This is a genomic window from Hymenobacter sp., assembly GCF_036387835.1.
Lineage (GTDB): Bacteria > Bacteroidota > Bacteroidia > Cytophagales > Hymenobacteraceae > Hymenobacter.
Genome location: NZ_DASVSY010000041.1, coordinates 1 through 18,174 on the forward strand (window position 1 = coordinate 1; position 18,174 = coordinate 18,174).

General features: G+C 57.7%; 12 protein-coding genes. 2 read left to right on the forward strand and 10 right to left on the reverse strand.

What is annotated here, in order from left to right:
* The first annotated feature begins 319 nt into the window (after positions 1-319).
* Entirely contained in the window at positions 320-2,263 is a 1,944-nt protein-coding gene (locus tag VF639_RS08280; RefSeq protein ID WP_331145423.1) for a M1 family metallopeptidase, read from the forward strand.
* Here the strand turns inward: VF639_RS08280 and porV are convergent.
* Positions 2,211-3,386 carry a type IX secretion system outer membrane channel protein PorV gene (gene porV, locus VF639_RS08285; protein ID WP_331145424.1) on the reverse strand — a complete coding sequence of 392 codons (1,176 nt, stop codon included), beginning with the start codon at positions 3,384-3,386 and terminating at the stop codon, positions 2,211-2,213. The two genes, VF639_RS08280 and porV, sit on opposite strands and share 53 nt — an antisense overlap.
* Positions 3,387-3,803: 417 nt before the next feature.
* On the reverse strand, positions 3,804-6,209 hold the full coding sequence (locus tag VF639_RS08290) for a DUF5682 family protein (RefSeq protein WP_331145425.1): 2,406 nt from the start codon (positions 6,207-6,209) through the stop codon (positions 3,804-3,806).
* 1,005 nt (positions 6,210-7,214) lie between these two features.
* Here VF639_RS08290 and VF639_RS08295 point away from each other — a divergent pair.
* Entirely contained in the window at positions 7,215-9,044 is a 1,830-nt protein-coding gene (locus VF639_RS08295) for an RICIN domain-containing protein (RefSeq protein WP_331145426.1), read from the forward strand.
* Positions 9,045-9,501: 457 nt separating this feature from the next.
* On the opposite strand, the gene VF639_RS08300 is transcribed toward VF639_RS08295, so the two are convergent.
* The 8 genes from VF639_RS08300 to VF639_RS08335 all read right to left on the reverse strand — a co-directional run bounded on the left by VF639_RS08300 (position 9,502) and on the right by VF639_RS08335 (position 18,174).
* The gene (locus tag VF639_RS08300; RefSeq protein ID WP_331145427.1) at positions 9,502-10,785 is read right to left on the reverse strand and encodes a DUF2268 domain-containing putative Zn-dependent protease; all 1,284 of its coding nucleotides are present in this window, start codon (positions 10,783-10,785) and stop codon (positions 9,502-9,504) included.
* A gap of 248 nt (positions 10,786-11,033) precedes the next feature.
* Positions 11,034-11,912 (reverse strand): restriction endonuclease, encoded by an 879-nt coding sequence (locus VF639_RS08305; RefSeq protein WP_331145428.1) that lies wholly within the window; start codon positions 11,910-11,912, stop codon positions 11,034-11,036.
* 31 nt (positions 11,913-11,943) lie between these two features.
* Positions 11,944-13,041, reverse strand: a complete 1,098-nt coding sequence (locus VF639_RS08310) for an ATP-binding protein (RefSeq protein WP_331145429.1) — start codon at positions 13,039-13,041, stop codon at positions 11,944-11,946.
* Between the two features lie 418 nt (positions 13,042-13,459).
* The gene (locus VF639_RS08315) at positions 13,460-15,079 is read right to left on the reverse strand and encodes a DUF5691 domain-containing protein (RefSeq protein ID WP_331145430.1); all 1,620 of its coding nucleotides are present in this window, start codon (positions 15,077-15,079) and stop codon (positions 13,460-13,462) included.
* 152 nt (positions 15,080-15,231) lie between these two features.
* Positions 15,232-16,683, reverse strand: coding sequence for a hypothetical protein (locus VF639_RS08320; RefSeq protein WP_331145431.1), 1,452 nt, complete (start codon positions 16,681-16,683; stop codon positions 15,232-15,234).
* On the reverse strand, positions 16,650-17,066 hold the full coding sequence (locus tag VF639_RS08325) for a hypothetical protein (protein ID WP_331145432.1): 417 nt from the start codon (positions 17,064-17,066) through the stop codon (positions 16,650-16,652). Before VF639_RS08325 ends, VF639_RS08320 begins: the two co-directional genes overlap by 34 nt.
* Positions 17,067-17,116: 50 nt before the next feature.
* Entirely contained in the window at positions 17,117-17,695 is a 579-nt protein-coding gene (locus tag VF639_RS08330; protein ID WP_331145433.1) for a hypothetical protein, read from the reverse strand.
* A gap of 41 nt (positions 17,696-17,736) precedes the next feature.
* Complete coding sequence (locus tag VF639_RS08335) at positions 17,737-18,174, reverse strand: hypothetical protein (protein WP_331145434.1); 438 nt, start codon at positions 18,172-18,174, stop codon at positions 17,737-17,739.

The following is an 18,174-nucleotide window of genomic DNA, read 5'->3' on the forward strand; positions in this document are numbered from 1 at the left end:
ATCCAGGAAGCAGTACATTGCAACGGTCTGTTCGCGCATGGTCAGCAGGAGTTGAAGGGGTCGAATACTTCAAACCTAGTCTGTTCTTGCCGAACAGACTTTTTTTCTGCCTCCCCTATACCCCGCAACTTGAGTTAGCTACTTAGAAAATGCAGCAGACGGAAGAACGGCGGGTCTGCCATGTAGCTCGACAGACTCTCGGGCGCTGAAACTGCTTTATCTTGGGTTTTCGATTTGATGGAATCTGTTGATGAAGCTTCAGAATAGCACCTGCCTACCCGGCGCGGCCTTAGCGCTGGCCTTTTGCGTTACAAGCTGCGTGAAAAAATCAACCGTTTCCGACGTCAAGCCCGTGCCGGCCGGGCCTACGGTGGCCGTGGTGCCGGGCGTGAGCCGGGAGCTAGCCGAGGACCGGGCCCGCCGCATCTCCCGGCTCGGCTACGATTTGAATCTTACGGTTCCGGCCAACAAAGCCGAGCCTATTGCGGCCTCCGAGACCGTTACGTTTCATCTGACTGCCGCAGATCAGTTGGTGCAGCTCGATTTCAAGGAGCAAGCCGACCATCTGAAAGGATTGACTGTAAATGGTAAGCCCGTAGCCATTGATTTCCGAGAAGAGCACCTTGTGCTGCCCGCCGCCAGCCTCAAAAAGGGTTTGAATGAGGTGCGCATTGAATTCATTGCGGGCAACCAGAGCCTCAACCGCAACGAGGATTTTCTGTACACGCTGCTGGTGCCCGACCGCGCCCGCACGGTATTTCCGGTCTTCGACCAGCCCAACCTCAAGGCTTCGTTCACGCTGGCCCTCACGGTTCCGAAAACCTGGCAGGCCCTAGCCAACGGGCCCTTGCAGGACTCCACCGTCACGGCCGAAAGCAAAACCTACCGCTTCGCGCCCTCGGATACCATCAGCACCTACCTGTTCTCGTTTGCGGCCGGCAAGTTCACGCGCATTACGCGCACTACGGCGGGCCGCGAAATGCAGTTTCTGCACCGCGAAACCGACCAGGACAAGCTGAAGCTGAGCCTGGACCCCATCTTCCAGATCCATGCCGACGCGCTAAAGTTCCTGGAGGAGTACACCGCCATTCCGTACCCGTTCCGCAAGTTCGATTTCGTGGCGCTGCCCGATTTTCAGTACGGCGGCATGGAGCACGTCGGCGCTATCGACTACAAAGCCAGCACGTTGTTCCTGGATGAAGGCGCCACGCAAGATCAGAAAATTGCCCGTTCCAGCCTTATCAGCCAGGAAACTGCCCACATGTGGTTCGGCGACCTGGTGACCATGCAGTGGTTCAACGACGTGTGGATGAAGGAAGTGTTTGCCAACTTCATGGCCGACAAAATCACTGAAATAGCTGTTGCCAATTCCAACTACGACCTCAAGTTTGTTGTCGACCACTACCCGGCCGCTTACGGCGTAGACCGCACCACCGGCGCCAATCCCATCCGGCAGGACCTGGAAAACCTGAAGGACGCCGGCTCGCTCTACGGCAACATCATCTACCACAAAGCGCCCATTATGATGCGGCAGCTGGAGCGGCTGATGGGGGAGGAGCCCTTCCGCCAGGGCCTGCAAGAGTACCTGAAAAAGTACGCCTACGGTAACGCCAGCTGGCCCGACTTCATCCAGATTCTCGACGCCCGCACCCCCGCCGACTTGCACGCCTGGAACCAGGTGTGGGTGAACCAGCCCGGCCGTCCCATCTTCGACTATAACCTGCAAACCAGCAACGGCAAAATCACGCAGCTTCAACTCACGCAGCAAGCCGAAGACAAGTCGGACCGGCTGTGGCCGCAGCTGTTTGAGGTGCTGCTGGTGTACCCCGACCGGGTGAAAGAGCTGACCGTGAACATGAACCAGCGCCAGGTGGTGCTGCCGCAAACCGTGGGCGAAGCCGCGCCCACGTTCATTCTGTTCAACTCCACGGGCTTGGGCTACGGCGTGTTCCCCATCGACAAGCAGCTCACCGCCAACTTAACCAAGCTGCAAAACCCGGTGGCCCGCGCCACGGCCTACGTCAACTTCTACGAGAACATGCTCAACGGCCGCGCCCTGGCGCCGCGCCAGCTGCTGGAAGTGTATCGCCAGGTGTTGCCAAAAGAGAAGGAAGAGCTGAACATCAAACTGCTCACGGGCCAGGCCACTGACATTTTCTGGCGGCTGCTCAAACCCGAGGAGCGCGTAGCCCTGGCCCCGACGGACTTGCTTAGATATCCGTACTGCCTTTCTGAGTGCCAGAGGCTAAATCTCGCTTGTTAAGGGAAACGTGCAACGATAGCCGTAGGGTTTGCGCCAGCGGATTGTTCTTGGAATTGGGAATCAGGTAGGCTCCGTCGATGCCGAAGGCCCGGTACCGTCCTCCGGCTCCGACACTCAAATACTGCCGGTCACCCTTTTTAGGGTTCTCGTAGAAGTAGCCGGTGCGCGCAAACACGGTGTTCTGGTAGGCATATTCCAACCCGGTAGACACGTTGACTTCGCGCAGTTCTTCCCGGAAGCCACCGGGTGCATCACCAAAGGAGTTGAACACGCCGGCAACTGACCCTTCGGACCGACGTTTGTCATTTTCAGCCTTGATACGTGCATCGCGAGCGGCTATTTCGGCAGGTGTAGTAGGTTCAGGGCCTTCTTCGTAGTAAGGAGTAGGCACCAGGAGCTTGCTAACATCCACCGCGAGCGTCAGTTTATGAGAGGCGCCGAATGCCCGCGTAAGGGCCGTGCCAATCTTTAGGCGCGTAGGTAGGAAGTCACTTTGAAACGGATTAGTATACGTCATTTTGTTGCCAAAATTGGCAATGGAAGCGCCAAACCCTAGGGTATAGGCGTCGGTACCCGCCGGTATATCTTTGGTGTAATAGACACCTAAATCCATAGCCACGGCGTTGCCCGGCTTGGAATCAACACCAACCTGCGTGAGGTTGGAGCGAATGTAGCGCACCGTAGCGCCTACACCCAGATGCTCGCCAAACGTATGGCCATAGGAAACACTATATGCCCCCTCCTTACCGAGCCCCTGGCCAAGGTTGAAATGCAACACGCTAGCAGCCAAGGTGGAGCGCTGCCCGAGTCGGCCGTAACCCGATAGATAATACAGGCCTCCGTTCCGGGCGATGGTACCCAGCCACGGTGTATAAGAGGGCGAGATACTGAAACGGTTTGGCGCAAATCCAAGCTTGCCAGCATTGTGGTAAGCCGCGTTGGCATCAGCAGACAAGGCCACTCCGGCTTCGCCCAACGCAGCGGACCGCGCGTCAGGACTGAGAGTCAGAATCGGAACAGCCACACTAAGAGTGTTAGGGGTTTGCTGAGCCGTAGCCAGAAAAGGCATGCTCAGAATGCCAGCCAACAGGGCCGAATTATAGGCCAGTTGCGAGTAGGTCATAGCTTTCAATATACTGTATGAAGAATAGGAGGAAGCCGATAGTAGGCGGACCGTGCCGAGTAGCAGGTATTTAACTATTCAAGTGCCTAAATATTGCAACCTGTAAAACTTTTTTCGCAGCGCATAACAGGCTAGGTGTAGTGTATAGAGCGGTTTCGTAAACCGAGTACACGGTTTGTAGCGCTGAGACGCGATACTTCGCGTCTCAGTGCGTGGTTGGTCTGCTGAAGTCGTTCAACAACGAGACGCGAAGTATCGCGTCTCTATACCGTCCACCAAATTGCCATAGAATAGTCAAAAGCTGGCTAGGATAAATATATCTCGTTCTAGGTTAAGTGTAAACGTGACTACCGCGAGAGTCTAGTAGAATTGGTGCTAGTTTCCTAAATGACAAAAGTAAATCTCCGCAGACGATACCTAAAACCCCAGCAACTCCCGCAGAATGGGCAGCACCCGTTGCCCGCGTTCCAGGTCGAAATCTTCCGTTACGGTAAGGGCTGCGGCCGGCTTGCCGCCTTGCACGGCCAATTCGAGCAGCTGACGGCGCTCCGGTTCACTGAAGTCGGTAAAAGCTCGGCGCAACAACGGCACGATTTCGCGGAAGGAGTCTTCGTTTAGCTCGCCTAGCCACTGGTCGAGCAGGTCGAAGAGGGGACGATGATGGAGCAGGAGTTGGCCGCTGCCGCTCAGGAAGCCCTCAATCCAGGCGGTGGCGTAGGCGGTGGGTTGCGCAGGAGTTAAAGCCAACCCCAAGGCCATGCCAGCGGCTTCCGAGGAAAGCTGCTGCGCATCGAAAAGCAGGCGGCCAGCGGCTCCGGCCAGCAAGCCCGAGCTGGCGGGGTTGCGCAGCACTATAGCCAGGGCCGCGTACCAATCCACTTCCTGCGCAGCCTCCTGAAGCAGCCGAATAGCCTGGTGCGTGCCTTCGATGCGGGGCAGCAACTGGCGGGCCGCGTCGTAGTCGAGGCCGGTGCAAGCTTGGGGCAGCCCGATGCACAGGCGCGGTACCAAATGGTGGACCACCTGCGCCACTTGCGCGGTTTCGGTACGGCGTACGTTGCCGTAGCGTAGCACGTTTACCAGCGGCGGCAGGGCGGCCAGCAGGTGGGTCACGTCGCGGGTGCCGGCCGAGAGGGTTTCCAGGCGGGCTACCAACGCAGCTATGGCCGGGCCGAGGTCGGCTTGCAGCGCCTCTTCCAGCAGCTGGCTGACGGTTTCCAGGTCGGGGGCTTCGGTGGCCTGTTGGCGGGCGCGGCCCACGGCGGCATCCAGAATGGTATTTCCCCAACGGCCGGCATCCAGCACGCGCAGGGCGTAGTCGGGCTGCCATTGTAGGTCCCATAGCTCGTGGAAGGTACCGGCTTTGCCTTGGGCGCGGCGCGGCTTGCCCCACGGCACGTCCAGTAGGCGCAAACGGTGCAGCAGGTGGCTGCGGCCAAGATCCAGCTCTTTGCGCAAATCCAGGTCGAGAGTGCGGGCGGCGGCTTCGGGCTTGAGGCGGGTGAGGCGCTGCTGCTGCGCCAGATCCTGCTGCAAAGGCGTAGCCGGCAACTCCGCCGGTACTTCCCCCATGCACACCCCAATCACCAGCTCCCGGTGCACCAAACTCAGGGCCTCCTCGTAGCCGCCGCCCAAAATAGCCACGGCCGCTTCCTGCAGTTCCTCGATGCCCGGCAGCGCCCGGCCCCGCACGGCAGCCAACGTTTCGGCCAGCCGCACCCCCTCAATAGCATGCGCCGACGACGCATCCAAGTCCTGCCCGCGCAACAGCCGCGCCGCCCGCACCATCCAGTGCGTCACCACTTCGGTATGCGGCTCGGTGAACAGCAGCTCGTACCAGGCCGGCGACAACACGCCCGCCCCGTAGCCCGAGCTGTACGATAGCCGCTCATAAGTCCACGGTATCCAGGTGGCTTCAATCGATACTTTCTTCAAGCCTTTGAGTAAGGCTTTGTCTTCGCGCTTCAGCAGGTCGGGTTGCAGCACCGGCGCGTGCCAGGCCCCGCACACCACCGCCACGCGCTGGTAGCCCTGCTTGAGGGTATTGCGCAAGGTCTCGCGCATAAACGCCTCGCGGAGCAAGGTTTCCGGACTTTCCGGCATTGCCAGCTCTTCCCGTAAGGCCGTCATCATGTTTAGCACCACCGCAAACGTGTCGGCGTGGCCGGCGCTGTGCTCGAAGCGAAGCTCCCACCACCGCTCCCCGTCAGCGTAGCCATCCAGCTCGGCAAGGTAGGAGATAGGGTCGCGGCGCAGCGCGGGGACCTCACCCCCTAGCCCCCTCCCCAAAAGAGAGGGGGAACTAGCTTTTAGCTGATCTTCTAGCTCTAATTCCTCCTTTATTAATCCTTCTGCTGGTATTTCTGCCGTGTGTTCTTCCCCACCAGTGCTAGTACTAGAGTCTAGTTCCCCCTCTCTTTTATTCCGCGCATCAACCGGTGAAAGGGGGCTAGGGGGTGAGGTTCCCGCGGGCACGTCCTCTACCGCATCCGGCAGGGCAAACCGCAAGGCGGCCGGCAAGTCCATGCAGCGCAGGTGGGCGCCGTGTTCGTGGCAGTAGCGGAGCACCTGCGTTTCGGGCGAGAAGGTGGCAAAGGGTAGAAACGAGGCCTGCTGGTACTGCTTGGGGTTGTAGAGCAGCAGCGCCACCGGCATCCGTAGGTCCGGGTGTTGAATGATGGTTTGCACGGCCGCTTCGCCGTCGGCGGGACATTCCAGCAACACAATATCGGGCTGGTACTCATCGAGTGCTTGGCGCAGGCTGGCGGCACTGCCGGGCCCGTGGTGGCGGATACCGAAGAGGCGTAGATCAGCAGGAGGCATAAGTGAATAAATAACTTCTGGCTAAGGAATAAAGAAACGAGGCTATGTCTGAAAAAGCCAGAGCAAGCATGACGTCCTTATAAGTGAAAAGATAGTCCCCGGTGGCAGCGGCAGATTGAACTCCGCCTCAAACGCCGCTATTTCCGCCGCCGCCGGCAGAAATAGCTCGGCATGGTAAGCCAGCCGATGCTGTTGTAGCAGAGCATCTAGCTGGCGTAGAAGGCTTTTGAAGATCATAAGCAGTGGGAGAGAAGCAACAAGTTCATTCGCTTAAGCAAGGCCTTTAAGGTAATTTAAGAGGCCCCATAGATACTGCCACACCAGAATGAAAGCACAACATTAACTGCAAATATGTATATACAGGAATTGTATAAAAATTATGGCATTTGGCATTTTATTGCTGTTTCGATAAGCGGTAGTATTGGTAATGTAAACGTTTGCATAGATATTGAGGAAGATAATTGTGCAATGGCAATCGTTTTCCCTCTTCGCTTATGGCCAATCCTGTACTTTCTCGGAGCCCACCATCAAGCCCAAGAAAATCTCCGCTGAATTGTACGTTACCAGCTATTAGCTTGGCGCATAGGTAGGTACAACCTGCAAAAACAGGCGCCAGAGGATATGTTAACAAGACCAGCACAACCACCGTGTTTTTGCAGGCTCTTCGATAGTAATAGCTCGTGCTATGCACTAGTAAACAGAGCAAATAATTCTCGGGTATGCGCTATGGGTGCTTATAATAAGTGAGAGTAAGCACTCCGGAGTTAACCGCACGAGCCATACTGCTGGCTTAACTACCACCGCAATGCCCGTTTTGCTTGGGCAATAGGAGTTATCTAGAGTAAGTGCACTGCAACCGATGTTGATCAAGACCACACCCACACAAGAGCAGAATTAAGGTAGAGGCAAGCCAAGAGGTAACCTCATACACTCTGCTAAAACGTTTAAGTCGCTCTTTTTAATACAATCAAGCGTCCATTTTTTAACCCACCACAACCAACCACTATGAAGAACTTTTCTCGTTCAGTCACCGCCCACCAGGGAATGACGCCTCAGCCCAATGCCTGTGAGAGCCACTCTCTCGCAAGCAACGTCAACCAGGATTTTCCAGTCAACAATAAACCCACCCCACTCGATAAGATTAAAACACTTCTACTTGTAGTACTTCTTGCTGTTGTAATGCCCAGCGTGGCTTGGTCGCAAGGCTTCACCATTTCCGGTAATCAGCTGCGCGATGCCAGCGGCAACAACTTTGTAATGAAGGGCATCAACGTGCCGCTGGCGTGGTTTACTAGTGATGTAAACGGTAACATTGCCAACATCCGCCGCAACACCAACGCCAACACGCTCCGTATCGTGGTGAGTACCAGCACGCCGGATGCGGACTGGCAAACTTGCGTGCAGAATTGCATAGCCAACAAGATGATTCCGATGGTGGAGCTGCACAGCGTGACGGGCAGCAACAGCACCGCCGACTTGCAGCGCATGGCCACCTGGTGGGCCTCGAAAGCCTCGTTCCTGACTCGTTCCGACATCTCCCGGTACATCCTCATCAACGTGGCCAACGAGTGGGGCGACTGGTTTATGAGCAGCCCAACCAACGACCCTCCCGGCACGGTGTGGCGCGATGCCTACATCAGTGCCGTGCGCACAATGCGCAATGCCGGTATCAACACCACCATTGTGGTAGACGCGCCCGGCTATGGCCAGGATAATAAGGTAAATACCCTGCTCTCATACGCCCCGGCCGTACAAAGCGCCGATACCAGGCACAATGTGCTGTTCTCGCTGCACATGTACTGCGAATGGTCGGTAGGCGGCAACTCCACCGTAACCACCGACCTGGCGAGGGTCAAGAATGCTGGTATTCCTATCATGGTCGGCGAGTTTGGCTACCAGCACTCGGAGGGCAGCGGCACCTGCGACATCAACGAGTCGCAGATCATCAGCACCTGCCAGTCGAACGGTATTGGCTGGCTGGCCTGGTCGTGGAAGGGCAACGGCGGCGACGTAGTTTATCTGGACTTAAGCCGGGATTGGGCCGGGACGAGCTTGTCGGCTTGGGGCAACACGGTGGTCAACGGTAGCAACGGCACCAAAACCGCCGCTACGGCTTCGGTATTCGGTACTAGCACGACTACGCCTCCCGCCACGGCTACCCTGGCCAATGGTACCTACAGCATCATCGCGCGCCACAGTGGCAAGGGCCTTGATGTAACGGGCGCAGCCACCACCGACGGCGCCAATGTGGCGCAGTACACCTACAGCGGCGGCGCCAACCAGAAGTGGACCGTCACCAACGAAGGCAGCGGCTTGTACTCCATCAAAGCGGTACACAGCGGCCGAGCCCTTGAGGTGAATGCCGCCTCTACCGCCGACGGAGCCAACGTGCAGCAGTGGTATTATTCGGGTGGCAACAACCAGAAGTGGCGCATTGAAAGCGTGGGCAGCGGCTACTACCGCGTGGTATCGGCCAACAGCAGCAAGTGCCTGGACGTGGCTGGCGCTTCTGTCGCCGATGGCGCTAACGTGCAGCAGTACACCTGCGGCGGCGGCACCAACCAAAGCTTCCAGTTCACTGCGGTTAGTGCGTCCCGCGAAGTGGCTAGCTCGGGCACGGGCGTCGCCATCTACCCCAACCCCTCAACCGATGCCTTCACCATCTCGCAAATCGGAACGTTCAGCTATTCTGTGCAGGATGCCACCGGTAAAGACATCGAAACCGGCAAGGCTACCGGTGACGTTACCATCGGCCGCAACCTGAAAGCCGGTATGTACATCGTGCGGATTCAGTCAATGGAAGGCGTCAAATTCGCCAAAGTTGTGAAGAACTAGCGCTTCTTCTCGAATAGAAAACAGTCGGGCAATACCAGCAATTAGTTGGTATTGCCCGACTGTTTTTTTGTGGATGAAGCAGTGGCTTGTTGCCGAATTTGGGGCTTCAAAGTTGTGAGTTAGCTGCACTTCCATTAGCGGTGCTTCCGAAGTATCTGGTGTGCTGTTATTGATCCGCTGACCTCTATGTGGAAGCCCCTTTACCGCTTCATGAACAGTGTAGAGCCTCGCCACTTGGCGGCGCCGACTTCGGTTCGCGTTTCCTCGTTGCTCAGGTTGTTTACTTGGCTGTGGCGCGAAGCCTGCACTTCGCGCTACAGCCTCTGACCCCAAGAAAATTGTTCTAGCCGTGTCGTTCAACGGCAAGACGCGAACCGATGGTCGGCGTAGCCAAGTGGCGCGTCTTCTCACCGTTCAGCAACGAAGCACTGACTGTATCGTTGTCTGAAGCCGCCGTCTACTTCGTGCTGAACTTCAGCAGGTATGATTTCAACGGGTAGTCTTCCAGGGACCTGGAGCCGCCTTCGGCCACAATGAACTCGTAGTCGTGGGCGGGCTGGAGCTGCACCGGAACGATAACGGATTTATTGTCGCCGGAGAAGCGCAGGGCCCCGACGGTCGGCCACGTTGCCTCGCCCCGCGGGCCCCTCCGGACGGAGGCGTAGGGGCTCACGGGCTGCGGAAAATCGACGGTGAGCTGCGTGGTGGTGGCATCTATCGTCCCATTTTCCGCCACAAAGGGGCGTACGCGCGTGGGGTCGGGCTGTTTTTGGTTGAACGCTTCGCGCAACTGCCGGATCGGCTCCTCGGGGTAATACTTCGATTTTTCCAGAAACTCCTGCACTGCCCGGTCGTTGGTGTAGTCCAGCGTGAGCATGTCCCGGACGGCTTGCGTCTTGTTGAGAGCCTGCGCGTAATAGGCCTTGCAGATGGCGTAGCCCATGTAGTAGTTCAGGTCGGCTACGTGCGTGAAATCGTCGGGCGCCTGGTCGGCCGACCAGTTCAGATACACCGGAATAAACATTTCCAGCTTGAACCGCTCCTTCAGCGCCGCCTCGTGCAACTTACCGTAGGGCAAGTACGGAAACGGTACCGCTTTGCCAGTCACCAGCTCGGTCACGAAATCACAGGTGCCTTCGTTGAGAGCCTGCCCGAGCACGCTCTTGCCGTAGCCGCTGAGTTGGGTGTGCACGTACTCGTGCACATTCACCGGCACCAGGTCGTCGGACCAGCCTTTTTTGTAGTAGCGCGACAGGAAAGCGGCCGTATTCTTTGGCAGCCTCGTCACGTCAGTTTGCGGAGAGCCCGTGGCCATTTCCGCCCCAATTACCACAAGGCTGTCTTTGGTGATGCCGCTGGAGCGCATATTTCCCATGGTGAAATACACCTTGGATGGCCGCAGAGCCGGGTACAGGGTTTTCAGCTTTGCTAGGCTGGCTTCGATTTCCTGCGCTGCGGCTTTAGTGAGTTGGGTGCGGGGCCGAATGGAATTCCAAAACCGTGGGTAGCGCCGAATCGAACTGACCCACAGCCCCACGCTGTTGCCCTTCACCTCCTGAAACGCCTTCAATCCCGGACTGCCTTTGCTGAGGTAGATGCGGTTAAAGAAACGTACCTGTTTCAAACTGTCCTTAGTGGTACGAATGCTGTCATAGGCCGTCCAAAAATGGTCGAGGTCGGTGGTGAAAACCCGTTGCGGCTTCTGCGGCGGCGCCTCAAAGGCACCGGTTAAAGGAATCATTGCCAACAACAGAACTCCGGCTATGCTACCTTTTAGTGTCTTCTCTTGCTTCATATGGCAATGTAAAGCGCCACGGGCGTTTTAGATGTGCAGAATTTCAGCCACAGTGCCGTGGTTGTGGAATTTAGAGGCGTTTGAAGTGCGAAGATTAACGAGGGCTTGGCGTAGGGTGGCAGACATGCCAAGGTTGTGGTGGCGGATGCTGAAGAGGATGCTGCTGCTGCTGGTTATGAATAAGATATAAGAAGCTATTTTTTGTTTTCCATGTATGGCTCAAAAAACTTGAGGTCAACTTCAAAAACCGTTTTAGGTCTTACTCCAAGCTGAATACTTTCGAAAAGCTCAACAAGTTTCTCTCCATTTATCAATTCAATTGGAAGGGCACCGTCCCGTGTTGCTTCACGTTTAGCATCTTCCGAGAACGTGCCTGTAGTAAGCATTATGCCTTTTTCAGCTCTTCCCATCACAGCGTTTCTGAAGTCACCTATTTGTGCTCTTGAAACAGTTCCTTTATAACGTTTGCACTGAAATAGTACTTTCATACTTACAAATGGATTGAGCTTAAGAACTCCATATCCATCAATTCCACCATCATGTGAACCTCCTGTTACTTCAACATTTTCAAAGCCATGTTCACGAAGTAAACGCTTGCAAATATCCTCAAACCCTTTTGGTGTAACTGACTGCAAAACTTCAAGCAGAGTTGGAGTGTAAGTGTGCTCTACATTGTCGGGCTTTTCTTCTTCTTGCTCATCAGTTATGTCTTTCTCGCTTTTATCGTTTCGTGATTTAGCATGAATGCTAACCCATTTTAGAAATATTGCTCGTGCTTCATCTGCACTTAAATGCGATTTAAAACCTAATGGCGAAAGTGTCCAAACGCCACGGGTGTTTTCCTCTAAGTAACCCTCCCATACTAAATATTGCCTAGCCCAAGCCACTTGATTATTAAATCTTAAAATTCCTGATTTGGTAGTTTCCTCTAATTTCTTGTCAGGAATTTTAAGGTTTTTAGCTATCTGAGCTACTGCTTCTTTGGGTTTGCCAGAACCACCTAATTGTCTAAGTGCATCTAGCAACGGACCAAACCAGTTTACAAATTCGGACTGTTTAGGTTTTGCAGCCATTTAAATCACGTTGAGAAAGATCATTTTTAGACTATTCCACCACCTCCCGGCAGGCGCGGTACAAATCTTTCCAGCCGTCGCGCTCTTTCACCACGGTTTCCAGGTATTCCAGCCACACGACGCGGTCCTGCACGGGGTCTTTCACCACGGCGCCGGTGAGGCCAGCGGCTAGGTCGTGGGCACGGAGGCTGCCGTCGCCGAAGTAGGCGGCCAGGGCCAGGCCGCTGTTCATAACGGATATAGCCTCGCCGGTGCTAAGCGTGCCGCTCGGGCTTTTGAGCTTGGTTTTGCCGTTCTCGGTTACGCCGCTGCGCAGCTCCCGGAAGATGGTCACGAGGCGGTTGATTTGCTCGACGGCGGGCGCTTCTACGGGCAGCTGGAGTGCCTTGCCTTGTTTGGCTACGCGGGTTTGCACGATGCGTACTTCCTCGGCTAAGTCGGTGGGCAGGGGCAGCACGACCGTGTTGAAGCGGCGGCGCAGGGCGCTACTGAGCTCGTTTACGCCTTTGTCCCGGTCGTTGGCGGTGGCCACCACGTTGAAGCCGCGCGTGGCCTGTACCTCGGTGGCGAGTTCGGGGATGGGCAGCACTTTTTCCGAGAGCATGGTGATGAGCGTGTCCTGCACGTCGGAGGGGATGCGGGTGAGTTCTTCGAGGCGCACGAGGCTGCCTTCCTGCATGCCTTTGAACAGGGGCGAGGGCACCAAGGCACCCAACGACGGGCCTTCGGCAATGAGGCGGGCGTAGTTCCAGGAGTAGCGGATGGCATCTTCGGAGGTGCCCGCCGTGCCTTGCACCAGCAAGTTGGAATGTCCGCTGATGGCCGCCACCAGATGCTCGGAAACCCAACTTTTGGCCGTGCCCGGCACCCCAAGCAGCAGCAGGGCGCGGTCGGTAGCTAAGGTAGCCACGGCAATTTCCATCAGCCGCCGCTGCCCAATGTACTTCGGCTCGATTTCAAACCCGTTATCTAGCTTCCCACCCAACAGATACGTGACCACCGCCCAAGGCGAGAGTTTCCAATTGGTTGGCTTGGGCCGGTCGTCAACGGCAGCCAGCGCAGCAAGTTCTTCGGCGTATAGAACCTCGGCGTGCGGGCGGAGCAGGTTTTCGGTTGACGTAGTGGACATAGGGAGTTGAGGTGACAGGTGAAGAGGGGACAAGTGAGGAGGTAACGGGTGAAGAGGACGCAGGAAGCTAAAGCTAGAAAGACTAGAAAACTAGTTCCCCTGGTCAGTTGAATTCCGCGCAGCAAGCATTGCGGCTCAAGCAATAGGGGTTAGGGGTGGTTGACGCTAACAGAACGTCATGCTGAGCTTGTCGAAGCATCTCGCTAGGGTGGTAATCTTAACTATAGCAAGTGTGATGCCTCCTGCTGTTAGATAGTTGGTTAGTTTGGCAACGTCAGCACGCGAGATGCTTCGACAAGCTCAGCATGACGTTTTGGTGGGTCGTTCTAGCATATCAACCACCCCTAGCCCACGCCGGAATTCAGCTGAGGAGGGGAACTAGCTCTTTAACTGCTAGTTTTAGTTATAGCTCCTGTTGTCACCCGCTCACCTCTTCCAAAGAAGTGGCCAGCTTGGCGCGGAAGCGGAGGGTTTCTAGCATGTTGTGGAGGCTGTTTTGGAAGGTGCTATGTACTTCGGGTAGGGCTAGCAGGGTGGTTTCCACTAAGGGCGCATCGGTGGGGTTGAGGGCAGGGGCAAGGTGCTGGCTGATGAAGTAGCTGAGTTGGTAGAGGTCGGAGTGGAACCGTTCGAGGCGGGCCGAGTTGGCGAGCTTGGCGCTCAGGCTTTGGAGTACTTCGGTGGTTAGCTCGCGTGGCCAGGGCGTAGGTAATTGGAGCAGGTCGTCGGTCCAGTTGGGCTCTTGGCGCCGGACGCGCAGCAGCATGGGTTTGAGGAGCAGCTGTTGCCGGTTGGCCGCGGGCAGCAGCTCGGTGAGGGCGGCCCAATCGATGTTGCGGTCGGTGCGGGCTTTTTGCAGGGTGGGGCGCTGGTGCAGCCATAGCTTCAGAAAGGCCGCCGCAAAGTCGGCGTCGTGGTGGGTGAGGGTGCTGATGGCCCAGCAAGGCAGCAGCGGCACGGCCCATTCCGAGGTTAAGGCGGCGGTCAGCAGCTCGTCGGGCGAAACGTCTAGATGCGTGGTCCAGCGGCCGGGGGGCAGCAGGGCCAGCATATTGCCTAGGCGGATGGCGCTCGGCCCCAGGGGCGTTGCCTTGCCGGCGGTGCCGGTGTAGTAGGCGTATTGGTCGTTTTTCTCCTCGATGCCATCAGCCAGCCAGCTTTTGTCCCAGGTGGTTGGCAACGTGATTTCCAGCTGGATCTTTCCCAGGCCTAACAAGCCGCGCTTTACCTGGAGCAGCAACTCAGCTCGCGTCCACAGCCGGTCCACCAGCGCCGAGTTGGGCAGCTGAACCAGCAGCGCGGCCGCTTGGCGGCGTACCTCCTGGCCCCGGGCGCGGAGCAGCGTTTCCAACACGGGTTCGGTATCGGGGTGAAGGTGCTCGGCCAGAATTTCCAGGAAAACTTCCTGCGCTTTGGCGGGCTCGGTGGGCAGGACAGCCAGCAACAAGGCGCGAGTAGCGTCGGCCTCTTGCTGGAAGCGCGCCCGCAGCCAGGCGCGCCGTTCGGCCAGGGTACCAGTTTCCCATATTTGAAGGTCGGTGGTGCCAGAAACAGGGGGCGTTAACAAGCCGCGCCACTCAGGGTTGAGGGCCGCTAGCCAAGGCCCCCGCGTCCCGGCCACTGTCGCCAGTACCGCCCGGGTTTCCGCGGAGTGCGTGGCGTGGCGCAGCAGGGGAGCCAGCAACGCATCGGGCACCCGCCGACCACTCTCGGCCACTTGGCGCAGGTAGTCGGGCAGCAAATCCAGAAACACCGAATCGACTACCATCCGCTGCAAACACGAAGTGCCGAGCGGCCCCAGCGGCGGGCAGGAATCAGGCGGAGCAGGAGTCGGAGCAGGCGTTGATACTGCGGCAGGCTGATACCCGGCCCGGCGCATCAGTGCCAACGTTCCGGCGGCCAGTAGTAGCTGTTTTTCGCGGTCTTCGGGGGTAGCAGCCTCATCAGCAGCGCCCAGTAAGGCAGGCACAGGCTCACCACTCTGGCGGGTGCCGAGCAGCGCCACGCGGAGTAACTGAGGCCACAAGGGAGAGGACATGAGGTGATAATTGGTTGGTGGTTGATGATTGCTGGTGGTTGATTGATGATTGACGGAGAGGCTGCTTGGGGGTTAGGGGAAGGTAGCTTGGGGGTTACTACTTGCAAAGCAACCAAGCTCAACAACCAAGCTCAACAATCATCAATCAACCCTCATCCCAATACCTGAAAGGTGCGGCCGTTCCATTCGCCGAATAAACTGATGGGCTGGCCGCCGCTTTCCGCTAGCAGCTGCCAGCCGGTTTCGGGGTCCAGGCGTAGCGGCAGCGTTACGGGCTCGGTGGCGTGGTGCAGTACCCAGGCATCGTCGGCGGGAAGGTAGGTGGGCAGCACGTTGGTTAGTGTGGCCGGCCATTGCCGCAGCCAGGGATGTTGGGCCAGGGCCGCTGCATAGTCGTCGAGGAGGTGAGTAAGGCTCTGGCCGGGCGGGTCGACCGTGGGCGGCGCGGGGGGAAGAACAGTGAGGGCTACCGGAATAGCGCGCAACGCCAGCAGACCAGGGTAGAACACCAACTCGCCGGCATACACGGCCGTGGGCGCCAGGGCAGTGGCAAAGCGCTGGCTGCCGAAGGCGTATTCCAGCAGCAGGGCGTAGCGGCCCGTATGGCGGCCCCACAGCCAGGCGCGGCGCACCGTCAGGCGCTCTTCCTCCTCGGTGTGCAAACCCACCACTTGCCACTCATCCGCTACGGTGGGTTGGCGGGCCAGTAGGTCCTCCTTTTTTAGATTGACCCCAACTTGCTGCAGAATCTCCTCTTGAGCCTCCGGCCTTTGGTGGTCGAGGTGCTGGAAGGCACGCACCAGCAGGTACAACTCGCCAAGGCGAGCCAGCAGCCGTTCGGGCCAGTCGGGGCCGCTGTGGCAGAGGCTCGGCAGCTCCCGTACCATGCTCGCCAGCCCCGGCAGCTGGTTGTCGACGAGGCGGGCGGCGGGTACTTCCCAATAGCTGCGCGGCTGGCCTTTTGCTACGGCGGTGCCCGCTCGTATCAGGTCTAGCAGCCAGTCTTCCAACTCGGCGGCTCCTTGTGTCATGCGCGCCAGTCGCTTTTGCAGCCCCTGCTTGGTTTTTGTGCCGGTCGGGTCTGTTGCCGGCTCGTTTTCAACTGGACCTTGCGAAGCGTCGTGGAGCTCTTTCTCGGCTGCTGCCGCTTTGGTAGGAGCTTTCGTGACTTTCTTCTCCTGCGTTTGCTGGCGCTTTTCCAGCCATTCTTCCAGCCAGGGCGGCGCGGTGGTGCCGGTGAAAAGCTGCGGTTGGCGGGCCAGTAGCAGCAGCAGGCCGGCGCCGTGCTTGCAGGGAAACACGCGGCTCGGGCACGAGCACTTAAAGGCGGGCTCGGTGAGGTCGATGCTGGTTTGGTAGGGCTTGGAGCCGCTGCCTTTGCACTCGCCCCAGGTAGCGGTGGCCGTCTGGCCCAGGTTGCTCCATTTGGCGGGGCCGGCTAGTTCGAGGCCCCGTTTCAGGGTGCCGGAGTCGGTTATCAGGGCGCGGGCCTGTTCTTCGGTCCAGGTCAAGAGAGGCAGGGAAATATACCCGCCGAAGCGGGAGCGGTAAACCTCGGCAAAGTAGCGGTTCAGACCGGAAATTCCGCGCCGCAACTCGGGCATTTGTGCAAGGTGGTTCCCGCGTAAAACACCCGTTTCCACCACGCCGGACGCGTGCTGATGAGTGGGTCAGGGGCGCCGCACTTTGGGCAGCGCAAGGCCCGCAAGCTGACGCGCTCAGCCTCAAATGCTTCCACCGTTTCCCGCGCCGCTTCGGCCTCGGCTTCCTCTAGCCAGAGCTGGTAGTACATGCCTTCGCCGTAAGGAAACGTGGGCGGACCGGCTGACTTCACTAGGGCTATGATGTCTTTGTCCCGCAGGTCATTATAAAGCGCTACCGCCTCAGCGTAGGTCAGGTAGCCGGCAGCGGGGACAAGCATAGAAGCAAAGTTAATTTCACGCAGGGTTTCGGGGCGGGTGTCGCAGGGGCTCGGGGTGTCATTCATCGGCCACTGCCAGACCTGCGACATCCGCCCCGAAACCCTGCGTGAAACCGTTAACGCCGCCGCTTAGGAGCCGGCTTCTGGCCGCGCAGCTTCACCACGTAGCCTAGCAATCCCAGGCTGAGCACAGCTAGGCCAGCGGCCAGCAGGTCGCGGCTGCTGCGCTCTTCGATGGCGTCGTCGGCAGCGGCTTGCAGTTCTGCTAGTTTCTTTTGGCGCTGTTTGTCGCGGAGCTGGAGGTTGGCAATCTGGTTTTCCAGGTCGTAGAAGCGTTGTTGGGTGCTGCTTTGGTCGCTGCGGGCCACGGTTACCTGCTGCTTCACCTGCTGGTTTTCGGCCAGGATGTTGGCCGTGCGGCGCAGCGTAGCGGCCTGCACGGCGCGCACGATTTCAGTGTCTTTGCGGATGATGCCTTTCAAGGCATTCACCACTTCTTCGAGGTCCTTTTTGCTTGGCTTGTTGCCGAACAGGCTGTTGCGTTGGGCGTTGGCTTCCTCGTACTGCCGCACCATTAACTCCCGCTCCTTAATAAGCGGGGTCAGCGGATCGGCGGGCAAGGAGTCGGCGGGCGTTTGGGCAACGGCGGCGGAATAGCAGAGAGCAATCAGCGCGGGCAACAGGCATTTCATCATGCAGCAAAGATGGCGGATACAGGGTTTTCAAGTACAAGCAGCTACTGCTCGTACGTCCACACCGTAACTTTATTATCCTGCACCACAGTTATGAGGCGTGAATTAGCCTTTTTTCGTAGCCGCGCGCCGGTTTTGAGGTAGTAGGCTAGCGTGTTGTAGTAGTAATCGGGGTCGGCTCGAGCTTCCAACTGCTTTTGCATGCGAAGCGTAGCCGAGTCGCCCGCCACAAACGACCATAAGTCGTAGCGCACTGGCTCGTTGTTGAGATACCAGTAATAGTGCTGGCGGTTCACATCGCATTTGGTTATCTGGCCCTGCAACGTCGTAGCGGGGGTTACCTCTACCAATTCGTCGCCCCGAAACCAATTTACAAACCAGTACGCTAAAAACGGAGTCAGTACGATCTGTAACAGCCGGCCGCCATAACTGAAAATCATTCGCAGGGCCGCTTTTCTTTTCAACTGGTCACGGGTCAGCAT

Coding starts and splice junctions, on each gene's coding strand:
- VF639_RS08300 (WP_331145427.1), bottom strand. CDS start 10,785: ATGATTCCTTTAACCGGTGCCTTTGAGGCGCCGCCGCAGAAGCCGCAA.
- porV (WP_331145424.1), bottom strand. CDS start 3,386: ATGACCTACTCGCAACTGGCCTATAATTCGGCCCTGTTGGCTGGCATT.
- VF639_RS08320 (WP_331145431.1), bottom strand. CDS start 16,683: ATGCCCGAGTTGCGGCGCGGAATTTCCGGTCTGAACCGCTACTTTGCC.
- VF639_RS08335 (WP_331145434.1), bottom strand. CDS start 18,174: ATGCTGACCCGTGACCAGTTGAAAAGAAAAGCGGCCCTGCGAATGATT.
- VF639_RS08325 (WP_331145432.1), bottom strand. CDS start 17,066: ATGAATGACACCCCGAGCCCCTGCGACACCCGCCCCGAAACCCTGCGT.
- VF639_RS08290 (WP_331145425.1), bottom strand. CDS start 6,209: ATGCCTCCTGCTGATCTACGCCTCTTCGGTATCCGCCACCACGGGCCC.
- VF639_RS08305 (WP_331145428.1), bottom strand. CDS start 11,912: ATGGCTGCAAAACCTAAACAGTCCGAATTTGTAAACTGGTTTGGTCCG.
- VF639_RS08295 (WP_331145426.1), top strand. CDS start 7,215: ATGAAGAACTTTTCTCGTTCAGTCACCGCCCACCAGGGAATGACGCCT.
- VF639_RS08310 (WP_331145429.1), bottom strand. CDS start 13,041: ATGTCCACTACGTCAACCGAAAACCTGCTCCGCCCGCACGCCGAGGTT.
- VF639_RS08330 (WP_331145433.1), bottom strand. CDS start 17,695: ATGATGAAATGCCTGTTGCCCGCGCTGATTGCTCTCTGCTATTCCGCC.
- VF639_RS08315 (WP_331145430.1), bottom strand. CDS start 15,079: ATGTCCTCTCCCTTGTGGCCTCAGTTACTCCGCGTGGCGCTGCTCGGC.